Annotated in this window: 15 protein-coding genes, 1 tRNA gene and 1 pseudogene; 7 read left to right on the plus strand and 10 right to left on the minus strand. The window is 61.5% G+C overall.

What is annotated here, in order from left to right:
* Positions 1-309 precede the first annotated feature (309 nt).
* Positions 310-1,245 (plus strand): phytanoyl-CoA dioxygenase family protein, encoded by a 936-nt coding sequence (locus tag BEN49_RS02160; RefSeq protein ID WP_070740129.1) that lies wholly within the window; start codon positions 310-312, stop codon positions 1,243-1,245.
* A gap of 7 nt (positions 1,246-1,252) precedes the next feature.
* On the opposite strand, the gene BEN49_RS02165 is transcribed toward BEN49_RS02160, so the two are convergent.
* Positions 1,253-1,687, minus strand: a complete 435-nt coding sequence (locus BEN49_RS02165; protein ID WP_070740132.1) for a GNAT family N-acetyltransferase — start codon at positions 1,685-1,687, stop codon at positions 1,253-1,255.
* 240 nt (positions 1,688-1,927) lie between these two features.
* On the opposite strand from BEN49_RS02165, the gene BEN49_RS02170 reads away from it, so the two are divergent.
* On the plus strand, positions 1,928-2,248 hold the full coding sequence (locus BEN49_RS02170; RefSeq protein WP_070740136.1) for a DUF3817 domain-containing protein: 321 nt from the start codon (positions 1,928-1,930) through the stop codon (positions 2,246-2,248).
* Between the two features lie 78 nt (positions 2,249-2,326).
* Here BEN49_RS02170 and BEN49_RS02175 read toward each other — a convergent pair whose 3' ends face one another.
* Positions 2,327-3,418 (minus strand): PhoH family protein, encoded by a 1,092-nt coding sequence (locus tag BEN49_RS02175; RefSeq protein WP_083325689.1) that lies wholly within the window; start codon positions 3,416-3,418, stop codon positions 2,327-2,329.
* Positions 3,419-3,554: 136 nt separating this feature from the next.
* On the opposite strand from BEN49_RS02175, the gene BEN49_RS02180 reads away from it, so the two are divergent.
* Positions 3,555-4,331, plus strand: coding sequence for an SAM hydrolase/SAM-dependent halogenase family protein (locus BEN49_RS02180; RefSeq protein WP_239691778.1), 777 nt, complete (start codon positions 3,555-3,557; stop codon positions 4,329-4,331).
* A 218-nt stretch (positions 4,332-4,549) separates the two neighbouring features.
* Here BEN49_RS02180 and BEN49_RS02185 read toward each other — a convergent pair whose 3' ends face one another.
* From BEN49_RS02185 to BEN49_RS02205, 5 genes and pseudogenes are all read right to left on the minus strand, one after another.
* Positions 4,550-5,707 (minus strand): alpha/beta hydrolase, encoded by a 1,158-nt coding sequence (locus tag BEN49_RS02185; protein WP_070740142.1) that lies wholly within the window; start codon positions 5,705-5,707, stop codon positions 4,550-4,552.
* A 149-nt stretch (positions 5,708-5,856) separates the two neighbouring features.
* A pseudogene (locus BEN49_RS26510) lies at positions 5,857-6,351 on the minus strand (TolC family protein); the annotation flags it as partial.
* Between the two features lie 15 nt (positions 6,352-6,366).
* Entirely contained in the window at positions 6,367-7,416 is a 1,050-nt protein-coding gene (locus tag BEN49_RS25220) for a TolC family protein (RefSeq protein ID WP_158022725.1), read from the minus strand.
* 48 nt (positions 7,417-7,464) lie between these two features.
* Positions 7,465-10,683 (minus strand): efflux RND transporter permease subunit, encoded by a 3,219-nt coding sequence (locus BEN49_RS02200; protein WP_070740148.1) that lies wholly within the window; start codon positions 10,681-10,683, stop codon positions 7,465-7,467.
* Between the two features lie 159 nt (positions 10,684-10,842).
* The gene (locus BEN49_RS02205) at positions 10,843-12,054 is read right to left on the minus strand and encodes an efflux RND transporter periplasmic adaptor subunit (RefSeq protein WP_070740150.1); all 1,212 of its coding nucleotides are present in this window, start codon (positions 12,052-12,054) and stop codon (positions 10,843-10,845) included.
* 203 nt (positions 12,055-12,257) lie between these two features.
* On the opposite strand from BEN49_RS02205, the gene BEN49_RS02210 reads away from it, so the two are divergent.
* The 4 genes from BEN49_RS02210 (at position 12,258) to BEN49_RS29140 (ending at position 14,300) form a co-directional block, all read left to right on the plus strand.
* Positions 12,258-12,809 (plus strand): iron-sulfur cluster co-chaperone HscB C-terminal domain-containing protein, encoded by a 552-nt coding sequence (locus tag BEN49_RS02210; RefSeq protein WP_070740154.1) that lies wholly within the window; start codon positions 12,258-12,260, stop codon positions 12,807-12,809.
* Positions 12,810-12,846: 37 nt separating this feature from the next.
* Positions 12,847-12,928 (plus strand) — tRNA-Leu (locus BEN49_RS02215).
* A gap of 117 nt (positions 12,929-13,045) precedes the next feature.
* A complete protein-coding gene (locus BEN49_RS02220) occupies positions 13,046-13,942 on the plus strand; it encodes a phage integrase SAM-like domain-containing protein (RefSeq protein ID WP_083325690.1) in 897 nt (298 codons plus the stop codon).
* On the plus strand, positions 13,869-14,300 hold the full coding sequence (locus BEN49_RS29140; protein WP_239691780.1) for a tyrosine-type recombinase/integrase: 432 nt from the start codon (positions 13,869-13,871) through the stop codon (positions 14,298-14,300). Before BEN49_RS02220 ends, BEN49_RS29140 begins: the two co-directional genes overlap by 74 nt.
* Before the next feature lie 29 nt (positions 14,301-14,329).
* On the opposite strand, the gene BEN49_RS26515 is transcribed toward BEN49_RS29140, so the two are convergent.
* From BEN49_RS26515 to BEN49_RS26520, 3 genes are all read right to left on the minus strand, one after another.
* A complete protein-coding gene (locus BEN49_RS26515; RefSeq protein ID WP_125916421.1) occupies positions 14,330-14,554 on the minus strand; it encodes a hypothetical protein in 225 nt (74 codons plus the stop codon).
* A gap of 63 nt (positions 14,555-14,617) precedes the next feature.
* Positions 14,618-15,202: a recombinase family protein gene (locus tag BEN49_RS02230; protein WP_070740163.1), complete on the minus strand. Its 585-nt coding sequence runs from the start codon at positions 15,200-15,202 to the stop codon at positions 14,618-14,620.
* 26 nt (positions 15,203-15,228) lie between these two features.
* Positions 15,229-16,104 carry a DUF6602 domain-containing protein gene (locus BEN49_RS26520; RefSeq protein ID WP_141765604.1) on the minus strand — a complete coding sequence of 292 codons (876 nt, stop codon included), beginning with the start codon at positions 16,102-16,104 and terminating at the stop codon, positions 15,229-15,231.
* Between the last annotated feature and the right edge of the window lie 135 nt (positions 16,105-16,239).

Here is a 16,239-nt window from a genome sequence, read left to right on the forward strand (position 1 = left end):
CGGCCAGCAGCGCCGCGCTGGCGGCGGCCAGGCCCAGGGCCCCCGGCCACAGCGCGGGCCAGCCGGCGCCCAGCACCAGGTAGGCCACAATGCCCAAAATCAGCGCGGGGGTATAGCGCAGGAAAGGAAACGTAGCCCAGGTAATCATCTTTGTGCGAGACCCAGCGAAAGCGCGGGGCCCAGCAATTTAGTAGCTGGCCGGCAAAACCAGCGGCTCGGGCGAAAAGCGCCCGCGCGGCCGGGCCGGCGGCGCGTTTCGCCCGAGCCGCTGGCCACCATTATCTTGGAGGCCTACCTTCTGCCCTTCCGATGCTTTCCTTCGTTCGCCGCCTCAAGCTCAGCTACGCCGTTTACAACATTTTCCAGCGTAGCCGGCTGCTGCACAACGTACCGGTTTATAAGCGGCTGGGGCTGAACAAGCGCTACTTTTCGCCCGTCAGCAGCCGCGACTTTGCCCACTTGCCCGTGCCCGACGCCAGCACCGGGCCCGCCCTGGCCCAGCGGCTGGCGGCGTGCCCCGCCTTTGGGGCCCTGGGCGCGGCCGGGCAGGCCAGCCTGCTGAGCTTCGACGATGACGGCTTTGCCGTGCTGCCCGGTTTTTTCAGCGCCGAATTAGTGGATGGCATCAACGCCGACCTAGCGCAGCTCATTGCCCGAAAGCAGATTGGCCTGCGCTACGGAAACAAGTTCATGTTTGCTTTTCGCCAATCGGCCCGCATCCGGCACGCGGGCGAGGCTTCGGGCCTGCGCGACCTGATATCGGCCCTGCTGGGCCACGAAGCCCAACTGTTTCAGAGCATTAACTTCCTCCGCGGCAGCGAGCAGCGCACCCACTCCGATAGCATCCACATGAGCACGTACCCGCTCGGCGGGCTGGCCGCGGCCTGGGTGGCGCTCGAAGACATCACACCCGGCAACGGGCCCCTGCACTACTACCCCGGCAGCCACGCACTGCCCTACTACCTCAACGCCGACTACCAAAACGAGGGCACCGCATGGCTCATCGGCGACAAAAACTACGCTGCCTACGAGCGGTTCATCGAGGGCCGCGTGGCTGCGCTGGGCCTGCAAAAAGAAGTTTTTCTGGCCAAAAAGGGCGACGTGTTCATCTGGCACGCCAACCTGCTGCACGGCGGCGATCCGCACCGCGACGATGCCATGACGCGCCGCAGCATGGTGTTCCACTACTTCAGCCCGGCCCACGTGTGCTACCACGAAATCACCCAGCGCCCGGCCTTGCTGTAATGGGGGCCTATCGCAGCACCATGCGGTAGTGCTGGAGGCCGGCTTCCTCAAACATCTCGCCTTCCTTCAAGAAGCCGTGGCGCTCGTAGAACGGCACGGCGCGGAGCTGAGCGTTCAGGTACACTTCTTTGTCAGGCAGCTCGGCGCGCACGTCGGCCAGCACGGCGTGCAGCAGCGTGGCCCCGATTTCCTGGTTGCGAAACGCTTCGAGCACGGCGAAGCGCTCGAGCTTCACGCCGTTTTCGGTTTCGCGCCAGCGGGCGGCCCCGGCGGGCGTGCCCTCGGTGGCGCGGGCCAGGTAGTGGCGGGCGTCGCGGCGGTCGTGCTCGTCGTTTTCCAGGTCGGCGGGCACGCCCTGGCCGGCCACAAACACGGTTTCGCGGATGGTAAAAGCGGCGTCGAGGTCGCGCAAATCGGTGATGCGGTAGGCAGAAGCGGACATGGCAGGCGGGAATCGGGAGGAACTGGGGGCAAATATCCGGCGCGGGCCACGCATTTGCGCCGCGTGGCCCGCGGGCCGCGGCTAGCCCGGGGCTGGCCGCCGCTTTCCACCGGGGAGCCAAGCGCGGTCCTGGCCGATATTTGCACTGAAATGACCCGGGCAACCCACTCAATTGGGGCCCCGGGGGCTTGCGCACTTTCGCCGTCTATCTCACACCAACTATTTATTTACCAATATTTTATGTTTAAATTTATCCTGACTCCCCTGGCCCGGCTGCGGGCCATTAGCATCCTGGAAGGCGCGTCGCTGCTGCTGCTGCTGGGCGTGGCCATGCCGCTCAAATACCTGGCGCACGAGCCAGCGGCGGTGCGCGTGGTGGGGCTCATGCACGGGGTGTTGTTTGTGGCTTACGTGCTGCTGCTGTTGCAAAACACCGTCGAGCGGCGCTGGTCGGTGGGCAAGTTTGGGCTGGGCTTGGTGCTATCGGTACTACCCTTCGGGGCTTTTTACGCCGAACGGCGGCTATTTCAGCCCGGTTCCGGCGCGGGGCTGCCGGGGTAGCTGCGGAAGAAATAGCAAGGCCAAAAAAGAACCCCGTGCTCGTAAAAAGCACGGGGTTCTTTTTTGGCCTTTCGTTTTTTACAGGCCCTGCTCGTGGTTCACGGGCAGCTCAGTTTCGGGCGTGGGGGCCCCGGCTTCCTGCTGCTCGCGCAGGCGGCGCTCGTGGCGCTCGTCGCGGCGGGGCGGGGCCCCGGCCTGGGCGGCCTGGCGGCTCATTTCGTCGGTGTCAAACTTGTCGTAGGCTTCCACGATTTCCTTCACCAGGCGGTGGCGCACCACGTCTTCGGAGGTCATCTCGACGTAGCCGATGCCCTGCACGTTTTTCAGGATGTCCATGGCTTGCATCAGGCCCGATTTCTGGCGCGTGGGCAGGTCAATCTGGCTGCGGTCGCCGTTCACCATCACCTTGGCCGTGGGGCCCATCCGGGTCAAGAACATCTTGATCTGGCTCGGCGTGGTGTTCTGGGCCTCGTCGAGCAACACGAAGGCGTTGTTGAGCGTGCGGCCGCGCATGTAGGCCAGGGGCGCGATTTCGATGATCTTGTTCTCCTGGTAAAACTTCAGCTTTTCGGCCGGAATCATGTCCTCCAAGGCGTCGTAAATCGGGCGCAGGTAGGGGTCCACCTTCTCCTTCATGTCGCCGGGCAAAAAGCCCAGGCTTTCGCCGGCCTCTACCACGGGGCGCGAGATGATGATTTTTTTAACTTCTTTGTTCTTAAGCGCCCGCACGGCCAGGGCCACCGAAATGTAGGTTTTGCCGGTACCGGCGGGGCCCAGCGTGAAGGTCAAATCGTGCTTCATCACGGTGTCCACCAGCTTCTGCTGGTTGGGCGTTTTGGCCTTGATGACGCCGCCCTTGGCCCCGAACAGAATCACGTCGGGCGAGGCGGCCAGCACGCGGCCCTCGGCCTCCTCGCTGGTGGCGGAGAGGTACTGGTGCACGTCGCGCTCCGTGACGATGCCGTACTGGTGGTAGTGCTCGATGAGCGAGCTGAGGATGTCGTTGATGCGGGCAATGACGACCGTCTGGCCCTGGATTTTGATTTCGTTGCCGCGGCTGATGATTTTCGAGCCCGGGAACGCGGCCGCCAGCAGGCGGATGTTTACATTATCGGCCCCGAGGAAATCCACCAGGGAGACGCTTTCAAGGGTGATGACTTTTTCGACCAATCTTTTGGAGGTGAGGGAGTGATGAAAAACTAGGGCCCCGGGCTGCCCAAAACGGCCCGGGAATGCGCCCGCACCGGCTACTTTTGCCCCGGCGCGGGCGGCATAACAATACTACGAAAAACTACGGAACGCGGGCATGGGATTGGGACTGATAACGCTGCTGACGGATTTTGGCTACCGCGACCACTACGTGGCGGCGCTCAAGGCCCGGCTGCTGCGCCTAGCCCCCGGCGTGCCGGTAGTCGACATCAGCCACGGCGTCGAACCCTTCAACACCGCGCACGCCGTCCACGTTCTCCAAGCCGTGTTTCGCGACTTTCCACTGGGCACCGTGCATGTGGTGGGCGTGAAGGACCACGGCGCGGGCCCCGAGCCGGTGTGGCACGCGGCCCAGTACCAGGGCCACTACTTCGCCGTGGCCGACAACGGCATCCTGGCCCTGCTCTGCGACGGGGCCCCGGAAGCGTGGGTGGCACTGCCGGCCGCCGTCACCGCCTCGCCCACCCGCGACGTGCTGCTGCCCGCCGCCGTGGCCCTGGCCCAGGGCGCGCCGCTGGCCAGCCTGGGGCCCCTGGTGAGCGACCTGTACGTGCGCACCAACCGCCAGCTACGCCTACAGGACCACCGCATCACGGGCCACGTGGCACACGTGGATCACTACGGCAACCTGATTACCAACATCTCGCGCGCCGCCGTGGAGGCCGTCGGGCACGGCCGGCCGTTGAGTGTGCACTTCGGGCGCGAGGTAGTGAAGGAGGTGCGGCCGCACTTTTCGGCTGCGCCCGCCGGCGAGGCCGTCGTCGTGTTCAACAGCCAGGATTACTTGTGCCTAGGCATTTGCGAAGGCAATGCCGCCGAGCTACTGGGCCAGTATTTTGACTCGCAGGTGGACGTGCGCTTCAAGGTGGAATAGGGCCCCGGGCGGAACCTCACCCCCGGCCCCTCTCCTGCGGAGAGGGGTGCCAGTACCTGAACCTTATTTACTAAACGAGCAACTTGAACGCACTCCTATCCGCAGGAGAGGAACCCGTCCCGCAGGGGTCTCGTGAGGTTGGGACGGGTTGAACGCAAAACAGGGCCCCTACCGACGATAGCGGGGGCCCTGTTTTGCTCAAAACGAAGCAGCAAAGACTACTTGCCGAACGCCTTTTTCAGGTCGGCGGCGGCGAGCTGCTCGGCTTCTTTGGCCTGGGGCACCACGGCGCCCATGCCGTAAAACTCGTGCGTTGTGCCGGGGTACAGCTTGTAGTCCACTTTCACGCCGGCTTTTTCCAGGTTGTCGGCCAGGGTTTTGCCCTCGCTCATCAGCGGGTCCAGTTCGGCACCAATGATGGTGGTAGGCGGCAAACCCTTCAGGTTAGCGTTCACCAGGTCGATGCGCGGATCCTTGCCATCGGCGGGGGTGCGCAGGTAGTTCTTGAAAAACCAGCCCATAGCGGCCTTGTTCAAGGGCACGTAGTCGGTGGCTTTCAGGTAGGAAGGCGTGTTTTGGTCGTAGCCGGCGATGGGGTACACCAACACCTGGTACTTGGGCAGGGCCACCTTCTTATCGCGGGCCATCATGCTAACTGCCCCAGCGAGGCCGCCGCCGGCGCTTTCGCCCACCACGGCCACGTTTTTCGGGTCGCCTTTGATGCTGGCGGCGTTCTTCAGCACCCACTGGTAGGCAGCAAAGCTGTCGTCGTGGGCCGTCGGGAACTTGTGCTCCGGGGCCTGGCGGTAGGCCACCGACACCACCACAGCGCCCACGTCCTCGGCCAAGGCCTGGGCCGACGAGCTGTAGGTATCGACGCCGGCAATTACCCAGCCGCCGCCGTGGTAGTACACGATGACGGGGAACGGCGCCGTGCCCGTTTTGGGCGTGTAGATGCGGGCCTTCACGCCGGGCACCAGGGTTTTGCCCACGGTGTCCACGTTCATGGGAGGCATGGGGATGCCGGCCACCTTCATTTCCTTCATGGCCGCGTCGGCGGCGGTGGGGTTTTTGCGGGCGGCTTGGGGCGTGAGCGAGGTGAGCGGCGGCACTTTGAAGCTCATCAGCTGCTCAATCACGGCCTGCATTTCGGGGGCAATGGTGGGGCCCCAGGCGGGCTTGGGGCCGGTGGGCTTCACGGCGCCGGTGCCGGCGGCCGTGGCCACGGTGGCGGTGCTATCGGAGGCGGCGTTGGTTTCACCGGGTACGACCACGGCGGTTTTGCTAGTGTCGGTTTCGGTGGGCTTGCTGTTGCAGCCGCCCAGCAGCAGGCCGGCGGCGGCCAGCGCAGCCGGGTAGGAAAAAATGCGTTTCATGCGCGATTGGTAGGTATGTAAGAAAACTACCGCTCCCTTACGGCTCAGTAGCTGTCTGGTTCACAACCGATCCAATTTTGTCGCCCCGTCCCAGTTTTCCAGCCTGACCAATTTCCTACCCCGACCAACCGCCCGGCCCCCCCGGGACCCTAGCGCCAGCCGCCGCCGAGGGCGCGGTAGAGCTCGGTGGTGGCCTGGAGCTGTTGGAGGCGGTCGTTCACGCTGCTGAGTTGGGCGGCAAGCAAGCTTTGCTGCGAGGTCAGCACGTCGGTGTAGGTGGCCGAGCTGTATTTGAGCAGCTCCTGGGTGAAGTCGACGGCGCGCCGCAGGGCCACGAGCTGGTTGGTGCGGATGGCGACTTTCTGGCCGGCGGTTTCGTAGGCGTACAGTGCGTTCGATACTTCCTGGCCGGCGCCGAGCAGCGTTTGCTGGTAGGTGAAGCGGTACTCGTCCTCCAGGCCCTGGGCGTTGCGCAGCCGGGCCCGGTTTAGGCCCTGGTTGAAGATGGGCTGCACCACGCCGCCCACCAGCGAGCCGAACACGGCGCTGGGCGAAAACAGGTCGCGGATGGTGGTGTTGGTGAGGCCCCCGTTGGCGGTGATGGTGAACGAGGGGTAGAAATAGGCCCGCGCGGCGTTGGTTTGCTCGAAGTAGGCGCGTTACAGGGCTTCGGCCTCCTGCACGTCGGGGCGGTTGCGCAGCAGCTGGCCGGGCACGCCGGTTTGCAATAGCGCGGGCTGGGTTTGGGCAGCCAGGGTGCTGCGCTCCACGGGCCCCGGGGCCCTATTCAGCAAGATGCTCAGCGAGTTCTCGGTTTCGCGCACGTTGCGCTCCAGGTCCGGAATGGTCACTTCGGCGGCGTAGCGGTTAGCCTCGCTCTGGGCCACGGCGGCCCCGGTCAGAATGGCCGCGTTTTTCAGCAGCTTAGTCACCTCCACGTCGTTGATGCGGTTTTGCACCGTTTGGCGGGTGATGGCGAGCTGCTCGTCGTAGGCCAGCAGCAGGTAGTAATAGTTAGCCACGTTGGCCAACAGCTGGGTTTGCACGGTGCGGCGGTAGGCTTCGCTTTGCAGCAGCGCGGCCACGTAGCTGCGCTTGTTGCTGCGCAGCTTGCCCCACACATCGGCCTCCCAACTCGAACTGAGCGTGAGCAGGTACTGCTGGTTGAACCGGCTGGTAACCACCGTACTGGGGTCGGTGGTGGTGCCCGTACCCGTCCCGGTACCCGTACCGCCCGTACCTGTACCCGTCCCACCCGTGCCCGTGCCGCCGGTTCCGGTGCCTGTACCACCCGTGCCCGTGCCAGTAGTGCCCCCGGTGCCCGTGCCCGTGATGGTGCCCACGCCGGCGGTGCCGTTCGAGCGGGCCTCGGTGGCGCTGCCCCGCACGGAGAGGCTGGGCAGGAATGCGGCCCGGCTTTGGGCCAGGTTGGCCTCGGCGCGCTGGATGCGGGTGAGGGCAATGCGCAGGTCCAGGTTTTGGGCCAGGCCTTCTTCGAGCAGCTTTTGCAGCTGGGCGTCGGCAAACACCGCGCGCCAGGGCTGCGTGGCGATGGTGGCCGTGTCGGCACCCGCGGCCACGCCCCGGTACAGGGTGGGTGCGGCGGCCTCGGGGCCCTGGTAGGGGTGCAGCACGCCGCACGCGGCCAGCAGTGGCAGCGCCAGCCAGGGGCCCCAGCGGCGGGCAATTTTCGACGGCAATACTTTCACGGCTAACATAATACGTCGATTAAATCAATACATCCTGGGGCCCCTGCCCTACCCCGCCACGGGCTCCGGGGCAGTCTCTGGTTTGGGTTCCTTCGGCGCGGGGGCTCCTTCGGCTTCCTCGCGCTGCAGCTGCTCCAGGCGCTCCTTGGGCGGCCCGCTGATGCGCTCCTGCAAACCCTCAAAAATCATGTAGAGCACCGGGATGACGAACACGCCCAGCAGGGTGCCGAACAGCATGCCGCCGATGGCCCCGGCCCCAATGGAGCGGTTGCCGTTGGCCCCCGCGCCGCTGGCAAACAGCAGCGGCATCAGCCCGAAAATGAAGGCAAACGAGGTCATCAAAATTGGCCGCAGGCGGGCCTTAGCCCCTTCCAGCGCGGCATCGGCAATGCTGAGCCCTTTGAGGCGGCGCTCGGCGGCAAACTCTACAATGAGGATGGCGTTTTTGGAAAGCAAGCCGATGAGCATGATCACCGAAATCTGGAGGTAGATGTTGTTGTCGATGCCGAAGAGCTTGGCAAACACGAAGGTACCGGTGAGCCCCACGGGCAGCGAAAGCAGCACCGCAAATGGTAGCAAGTAGCTCTCGTACTGTGCACTAAGCAGCAGGTACACAAACACCAGGCACAGCGCAAACACGTAAATGGACTGCGTGCCACTGCTCTGTTCCTCGCGGCTCAGGCCCGAAAACTCGTAGCTGTAGCCCGGCGGCAGGTGCTGGGCGGCGGCGGCCTGGATGGCCGTAATGGCCTGGCCGGTGCTGAAGCCCACGTTGGGCGAGCCCTGCACGGCCATCGAGTTGTAGAGGTTGAAGCGGGCCACACTCTCGGGGCCGTACACGCGCGTCAGGGTCACGAATTCGGTGATGGGCGCCATCACCCCGGAGCCGGTGCGCACCTGCACCTTGCCCAGGCCGGCAATGTTGGCCCGGTAGTTCGTATCGGCCTGAATAACCACCCGGTATTGCTTGCCAAAATCGTTGAAGTTGGAGGCGTACAGGCTGCCGTAGTAGCCCTGCATCACGGCCAGGATGCCGCTGACGGGCAAGCCGGCCTCGGCGCACTTCACGGCGTTCACGCTTAGCAAGTACTGCGGAAACGTGGGGTCGAAGGAGGTGGTGGCGTACTGGATTTCGGGCCGCTCGGCCAGGGCCCCCAAGAAGCTCTGGGCCACCTTATAAAACTCGTCGGTGCTGTGGGCCCCACGGTCTTGCAACTGGAACTCAAAGCCGCCGTTCAGGCCGAAACCCGAGATGGTGGGCAGCGAGGTAAACACCAGCTTGGCGTCGCGGATGTGGGCGGTTTTCTTCTTCAGCAGCGCAATCACGTCCTCGTTGGTCACGCCCGGGCGGTCGTCCCAGTTCTTGAGGGCGATGATTTCCTGGGCGTAGGAGCTGCCCTGGCCGGCCAGCGAGTTCCGGCCCACCGTGCGCAGGGCGTTGGCCACGGCCGGAATGGTGCGCGAGATACTGTCCACCTCGTCGGCAATGACGGCGCTGCGTTCGAGCGAAGCGGCCGGCGGCAGGGTGATGTTCACGAAGAGCGTGCCCATGTCTTCGCGCGGCACGAAGCTCGACGGCGTGTTGGCCATCAGCAGGTACAGGGCCCCGCCGAACAGGCCCACCAGCACCAGCGCCAGCCACTTGCGCGCCGTGAGAAAGCCCACGCCGGCGGTGTACTTGCCCACCAGCGCGTCGTAGCCCGCGTTAAAAGCCACGCCGAAGCGCTGCATGTACGTGCGCTTCTCCCCTTCCTTGAGCTCTTCGTTGTGCGCCGGGGGCTTGAGGAACAGCGCCGCCAGGGCCGGGCACAGGGTCAGGGCGTTCACGGCCGAGATGAGGATGGCCACCGCCAGCGTGATGCCGAACTGCTTGTAAAACACCCCCGTAGAGCCCCCGATGAACGTGACCGGCACGAACACTGCCGCCATCACGAGCGTAATGCTGACGATGGCCCCCGAGATTTCACCCATGGCGTCGATGGCCGCCTTGCGCGAGGACGTGTAGCCGCTTTCGAGCTTGGCGTGCACGGCCTCCACCACCACAATGGCGTCGTCCACCACAATGCCGATGGCCAGCACCAACGCAAAGAGCGTCAGTAAATTGATGCTAAACCCGAATATGTACAGAAAGAAAAACGTACCCAAAATGGACACCGGCACCGACACGCCGTGGATGATGGTGGACCGGAAATCCTGGAGGAACAGGAAAATCACTAAAAACACCAGTGCGAAGCACTCCAGCAGCGTATGAATCACTTTTTCGATGCTGGCATTCAGGAACTTGTTGATGTCAACGAGCAGTGTGTAGTGCACGCCGGCCGGGAAATCCTTGGCCGCCAGGGCCAGCGCGGCTTTGGCGTCTTCAATCACCTGCGAGGCGTTGGAGCCCGCCACCTGGTTCACCGATACGCTCACGGAAGGCTTGCCGTTCACCGTCACGCGGGTGTTGTAGGCCTGGGCCCCTAACTCAACGCGGGCCACATCTTTGAGCCGCAGAATCTGGCCCTGGGCCTGGTCGCGTAGGATGATGTTGCCGAACGCCTCCGGCGACTGGAGCTTGCCGGTGTACTTGATGATGTACTGGAACGACTGGGCGCCGTTTTCGCCGAACTTGCCGGGGGCCGCTTCCAGGCTTTGCTGGTTGAGGGCCGTGGACACGTCGGCGGGCGTGAGGCCGTAGTTGGCCATCACGTCGGGCTTTAGCCAGATGCGCATCGAGTAGGTGCGCTGGCCTGAGGCCGTGGCGTCGCCCACGCCGTTCACCCGCTTGAGCTGCGGGATGATGTTGATTTCGGCGTAGTTCTGGAGAAAGGTTTGGTCGTAGGCCGGGTCGTCGCTGTAGATAGACGCCGTTATCAGGTTGCTGGTCTGACGCTTGCGCACCTGCACGCCGGCCTGGGTTACTTCCTGGGGCAGCACGCTGGTGGCGCTGGCCACGCGGTTCTGCACGTTCACGGCGGCCTGGTCGCCGTCGGTGCCCACATTGAAGTACACCTGGATGGTGGCCCCGCCCTCGTTGGTGGCCGTCGAGGTCATGTACGTCATGCCCTCCACGCCGTTGATTTGCTCCTCCAGGGGCACAATCACGCTTTTCTGCACCACGTCGGCGCTGGCCCCGCTGTACGAGGCCGACACCTGCACCGTGGGCGGCGAAATATCGGGGTATTGGGCAATGGGCAGCGCGTACAGCCCCAGCAGCCCGAGCAACACAATGAGCACGGAAATTACCGTGGACAACACCGGCCGCTCAATGAATATTTTTAGCATAGGTTGATAATGAACCGGTTATAGCACTATGAAACGGGCAGGCCGTCATGCTGAGCTTGTCGAAGCATCTCTCCCGCTCGACTAACTCAATTAGAGCAACGAAGTAGTAGAGATGCTTCGGCTACGCTCAGCATGACGTTCTTTTCTGCCCGTGCATTCTTACTTGTTCTCATTCCCGGCCTTGGCCAGCGAGGCGGCAAACACGCTGTCGGCCTGCACCGGGCGAGGTTTGATCTGGCCGTTGTCCTTGAGGCCATTTACGCCTTCGAGCACGATAGTTTGGCCCTTTTTCAGGCCCGAACGCACCACAAAAAACTGGCCGTCGGGCGTGGGCTGCACCGTAATCTGGGTGTTGTGCACCTTGTTGCCGGGGCCCACCACGTACACAAACTGCTTGCCTTGCAGCTCATAGGTAGCGCTTTGCGGTACCAGCAGCGCGTCCTTAATGGTGCGTGGCGCGCGGATGGTGCCGCTGCTGCCGTTGCGCAGCAGCCCTTGCGGGTTGCTGAACGAGGCCCGGAAGCCACTGGAGCCCGTTTGGGTATTAATCTGGCCAATAGCGGTTTCCACCCGGCCCAGCTGCTTGTAGAGGGTGCCGTCGGCCAGCAGCAGCTGCACGTTGGGCCGGTGGGCCAGCTTTTCTTGCAGCGTATTGCCGGGGCTGTCGCGGGTGAAGTTGAGCAGGCTTTTCTCGTTCAGCGAGAAGTAGGCGTAGACGTTGGCAATGCCCGTGACGGTGGTGAGCGGGTCGGTGGAGGCAGTGCTGATAAGGCTGCCGATTTTATTGGGGATGGTGCCTACCACGCCGTCAACCGGGCTCACGATGCGGGTGTAGCCCACGTTGGTGCGGGCGTTGGCCAGCGTGGCGCGGGCCTGGGCCAGGGCCGCCTCCTGGCCTTGCAGGGTGTACTGCGCCTCTTGCAGCGCGTAGGGGCTAATAATATCTTTACTCACCAGCGGGCGCAGCTTTTCGACGCCCATACGGGCGGAATTCACGTTGGCTACGGCGGTTTGGATACCAGCCTGGGCTGTATTTACTGCTTCCTCGTACTGCGGCGCGTTGATGTGGAACAATGGCTGCCCCTTCTTCACGGGGGCCCCCTCGTCCACGTAGATGGCCTCCACGAAGCCGTCCACCTTGGGCCGGATTTCTACGTTTTGCTGGCCCTGAATAGTGGCCGGAAAATCGTTGTAGAGCACCGTGGTGCGCGGCTGCACCTGCACTACGGCGTAGGGCAGGATCTTGGGCGGGCCGCTGTCTTTGCCGCTGGGGCCCTTGCCGCCCGCGGCGGCGCCGTCGGCATCTTCTTTTTTGCCAACGCAGGCCACGGCCAGCCCTAGCAGGGGCCCCAACAGAGCAGCAAGGCGCATCCAACGAACGAATGGGAAGATAGTAAGCACCATAGAAAGAGATTATTCCATCGCTAACGAAAAGACGCCGCCGTTGGCCAACTCCGCGGGGCCCTACTCGCCGGGGCCCGCCATTATGCCGCCGAACCGGGCAAAACCATCGGGCGACTTTAGCGGTAAGCAGAGGCCCACCGCCCGGCCCCGCGCCGCCTTACCTTCGCCTCATGCCCGATACCGCCCCTGCCGACTACTTCGCTTTCTACAGCCTGCCCGAGTCGTTCCGGCCCGACGAGGCGGCTCTCAAGCGCCTTTACTACGCCAAAAGCCGCGAAACGCATCCCGATTTTCACGCCACCTCGGCCCCCGACAACCAGGCCGAAATGCTGCGCCAGGCCACCCTCAACACCGACGCTTACCGTACCCTGGCCGACGCCGACCAGCGCATGGCCTACCTACTGCGCCACCACGGCCTGCTGGTGGAAGGCCAGTCGGAGCAGCTCCCGCCCGATTTCTTGATGGACGTCATGGACCTCAACGAGCAACTCATGGAGCTAGAAATGGACCCCAACCCCGCTGCCGTGGGCCCCGTGGCCGCCGAAGCGCAAGCTTTGGCCGACACCCTCGACGCTGGCATCGAGCCCGTACTCGCTGGCTACGAACAGCTTCCCGCCGACCACCGCCCCGCCGCCCTGCGCCAAGTGCTTACTTATTATCTAAAGAAGCGCTACCTGTTGCGCATCCAGCGGCAAGTGGCTACCTTTGCGGCCCGCTCCTGATACCGGCAGAGCGGAATTGTTCTGCAAAACTCATCCTGCCCGGATGGCGGAACCGGTAGACGCGTTGGTCTCAAACACCAATATCGCAAGATGTGCCGGTTCGACTCCGGCTCCGGGTACTTTTTAACCTTTTCTGGCCCCCAACGGGGCAAATCGGCCGAAAAACGGCCTTTCCAGTAATTTGGAGAGGCCGCTTTTCGGCTTTTTGGCGTCCGCCATTTAACGCTCATTTAACAATGAATTTCTCTGTTAAAATCAATTTGCGGCGCCCAGCTCGACTTGACGGCACTTCCACCATCCGGATGCAAGTCATCATCAACGCTGAGGTCTGGTTCCGAAACCTGGACCTGGCCTGGCCCGAGTGGCTGTTCAATGATGCGCAGGGGGTGTGCCTGGCCGCCCTCCCCCCTGCCGACCGGCCCGCCGACTACCCGCAGCTGCTGGCCGCCGCCGCGGCCCTGTTCGGCGGCACGCCCAAATCCCTGGCCAAGCGCGCCAGCGAGCACAACCTGCTCATCGGCCAGGCCCTGGCCAAGGCCAACAAGGTGCAGGTGGACTGGCGCCTAAGCGAGCAGGTGATGACGCTGGAGCGGTTCAAGCGCGACTTTGAAACGTCCGGCAGCAAGACGGACTTCGTGGCCTACTTCCGCGATAAAATCATCGAGCGCCACCGCAAGGGCAAGATTTCCGACACTACCCGCAAAAACCACTTCAGCACCCTCAACGCCCTGGCTGCCTTCCGCGCGGTGGTGCCCTTCAACACGTTAACCACTGAATTTGCCGATGACTTCAACCGCTACTTGGAAAAGAACGTCAACGCCGTCAACACGCGCTGGTGCCGCCACCGCGACGTCAAAACCTACCTGGCCCAGGCCAAAGAAGACAAGCTGCGCTTCGACGATCCCTACCGGAATTTTAAAAACCGGGACGAACCAGGTAAGTGGAAGCCGCTGAAAACCGAGGAGCTGGCCAAGCTGGAGCACTACTACCGCCTCTGCGGGGCCCCGCACGGTGCACCGCCGCATCCTGGCCAAGTTCCTCTTCAGCTGCTCGTCCAGCCTGCGCCTGGGCGACCTCAAGCGCATCGACGGCAGCAAGGTGGAGAACCAGGAGCTGACGTTCAAGGCCCATAAAACCTACGCCAAAACGCTTCAGGAGACGCTGCTGCCCCTTACCAACAAGGCCCTAGGGTATTTGCGCGACGCCCAGGAAGAAGAAGAGTTGCCCGGCTTCCGCAACTACACTGACCAGTACTCCAACCGGGTGCTCACCGCCATCGGCCAGCAGTTGGGTATTCTTTCGCGCCTGCACTGGCACGTGGGCCGCGAAACCTTCGCCACCGAGTTCATCCGCCGCGGGGGCCAGGCCGCGGTGCTCCAGAAGCTGATGGACCACGCCAAGATTAGCACCACCATGAAATACGTGCACGTCGACGACGACATGAAGCGCCAGGCCATTGCCCACCTCAACGCCCTGGATGCCCAGCAATAGAAAAGGGGCCCCGATTTGGAGCCCCTTTTCTATTTGGCGCCGGCCTGACCCAGTGCGGCCAGCAAGTCGCCCAGGGCGTGCAGGTGCTCAACCTCCTCAGGAGTGAGGGTCGGGCCGGTGCGAAGAAACTCGAAGAACATGCGGCGCGTGGTGGTAGACAGGGCCGGCAGGTCGTCGTTCATCTCTAGGAATTTTTCGACTGCAACTACAGCCGAGGGGGGTAAGGGTGTACTCGTGGCGACGTTTGGATTCATAGGGGTAGAGTGAAGTGTTTGCTACTCTTAGTAACAGCCCTACAAACTAAAACCATCCTTTCTTCACTCCTTTCCCACCAGATATTTGGCCACGGTGCTGGGTGACATCTTTAGGGCACGGCTGATGGCCTGGTTGGAGGCCCCGCCCGCCTCTAGCCGGCGCACCTGGTCGATTACGTCCTGGGCCTTGGTGGGGGCCCCCAACTTCATGCCGGCCGCTTTCTTCTTATCAAGGGCGGCCTTGGTGTTTTCCCGGATCTTGACCAGGTCCTGCGCGGCGATGGTGGCCAGCATCGAGACGATGACGTCGCCGAAGGGCCCCAGCGAGTCGAGGTAAGGCTCGGTGAAGGATTTGTAGGCGACGCCGTGGCTGGCCAGCTCCTTCAAGTACTTGAGTGTGGCCAGGGCCCCCTCGCGACTGAAGCGGTCCAGGCGCCAGAACACCACTAAGTCGAATTTCTTCTGGTAGGCTTCGAGCAGCAGGGCCTTGAATTCGGTGCGGTCGGCCTTACCGCCTGACTCCTCGTCGGTGAACACCTTGTAAAGGGTGCCGTGCTGCTCCGCAAACGCCCGCAGCTGGTGCAATTGGTTCTCGGTGTCCTGGCCCTTAGTCTTCGTTGACACCCGGGCGTAGATGGCTACGCGCATTATATCCAGAGTAATACAGTTTCAGATTAACGCCCGCTAATAATTTTTACATTTTTAAATCCTGTTAAACCGATGTTAGCAAAATACTCTATAAAATTAGGCCTTAATAATAAGCATTTGTTTAAATGCTCGTTTAAGGCAAAATAAAGTAAGGCTAAATTGTTAGCAGAATTTTCTCCTGTTGCTTCCCAAAAAGTCCATACAAATTGCTCGGGTTTGCCAATTGTGTCATTAAACTCTGGAAACAATTTCATCATTGGATGAGGAAGAATTTTGTTGTTTTCATCGCTCACCTGAGCATTCATTATTATGCCTCTATTCAGGATTACTATCAAATTAGGCAGTAGCTTGTTATCAACTCCCTGATATATAGATTCTAGTTGCTCTGGTTTAAAGTTTCCACCATCGACAAAAATCATAAACTTAAAAACATTACTCTTGTAAGGCCTCTTCTCCCCATTTTCAAAATATTCGCTACTAAACGATATCGTTTGAGACAAATAAGTTGGCGAGGTTTCTATCCGGTGAAGATTCTGATACATCTTGCTTGTTCTATTAATAAATGCTTCAATAGGCTTCTTGGATGAATCATAAGTGGATTTTATTTCAGCAACAGCATAGACTGATTCATACGGAAAGTATTCTGTTCCATTTTCTGCTGTAAATAATACTGGAGAACCGTTGTTGTCAGCTATAATTAAGTCATGCTGACCATTATAATTAAGGTTTTTGTCAACTATATGGCCATGTCCGGTATAATATAGTACAGGAAGTCTACGGCTTATAAGTTCTCTGACTTTCTTCTCAACTTGGTCGCCTGCTGCATCAATATCTGTACTGCCATGAATAAAAGCTGCTTTATCACGTGCAGATACTATCTCCTTTATCTCTTCAGATATCACTTTATTCAACTCAAATTTTATCGAGGCCATTGTTAATTAGAGCAGTTCTCAGGTTACTGTACATGATAGCCGCAATGGTCAAACCAATTTTTCGCGTCTTGTTCGGTTATCCAGTCGGTGGCGGTTTTCATCACG

It is taken from the genome of Hymenobacter coccineus (assembly GCF_001816125.1).
GTDB lineage: Bacteria > Bacteroidota > Bacteroidia > Cytophagales > Hymenobacteraceae > Hymenobacter > Hymenobacter coccineus.

Excerpts from the sequence above, each read along its gene's own strand:
- BEN49_RS02160 (WP_070740129.1), top strand. The coding sequence starts at position 310 with ATGCTTTCCTTCGTTCGCCGCCTCAAGCTCAGCTACGCCGTTTACAAC.
- BEN49_RS26515 (WP_125916421.1), bottom strand. The coding sequence starts at position 14,554 with ATGAATCCAAACGTCGCCACGAGTACACCCTTACCCCCCTCGGCTGTA.
- BEN49_RS02200 (WP_070740148.1), bottom strand. The coding sequence starts at position 10,683 with ATGCTAAAAATATTCATTGAGCGGCCGGTGTTGTCCACGGTAATTTCC.
- BEN49_RS02165 (WP_070740132.1), bottom strand. The coding sequence starts at position 1,687 with ATGTCCGCTTCTGCCTACCGCATCACCGATTTGCGCGACCTCGACGCC.
- BEN49_RS02180 (WP_239691778.1), top strand. The coding sequence starts at position 3,555 with ATGGGATTGGGACTGATAACGCTGCTGACGGATTTTGGCTACCGCGAC.
- BEN49_RS02185 (WP_070740142.1), bottom strand. The coding sequence starts at position 5,707 with ATGAAACGCATTTTTTCCTACCCGGCTGCGCTGGCCGCCGCCGGCCTG.
- BEN49_RS02230 (WP_070740163.1), bottom strand. The coding sequence starts at position 15,202 with ATGCGCGTAGCCATCTACGCCCGGGTGTCAACGAAGACTAAGGGCCAG.
- BEN49_RS02205 (WP_070740150.1), bottom strand. The coding sequence starts at position 12,054 with ATGCGCCTTGCTGCTCTGTTGGGGCCCCTGCTAGGGCTGGCCGTGGCC.
- BEN49_RS02210 (WP_070740154.1), top strand. The coding sequence starts at position 12,258 with ATGCCCGATACCGCCCCTGCCGACTACTTCGCTTTCTACAGCCTGCCC.
- BEN49_RS02220 (WP_083325690.1), top strand. The coding sequence starts at position 13,046 with ATGAATTTCTCTGTTAAAATCAATTTGCGGCGCCCAGCTCGACTTGAC.
- BEN49_RS02170 (WP_070740136.1), top strand. The coding sequence starts at position 1,928 with ATGTTTAAATTTATCCTGACTCCCCTGGCCCGGCTGCGGGCCATTAGC.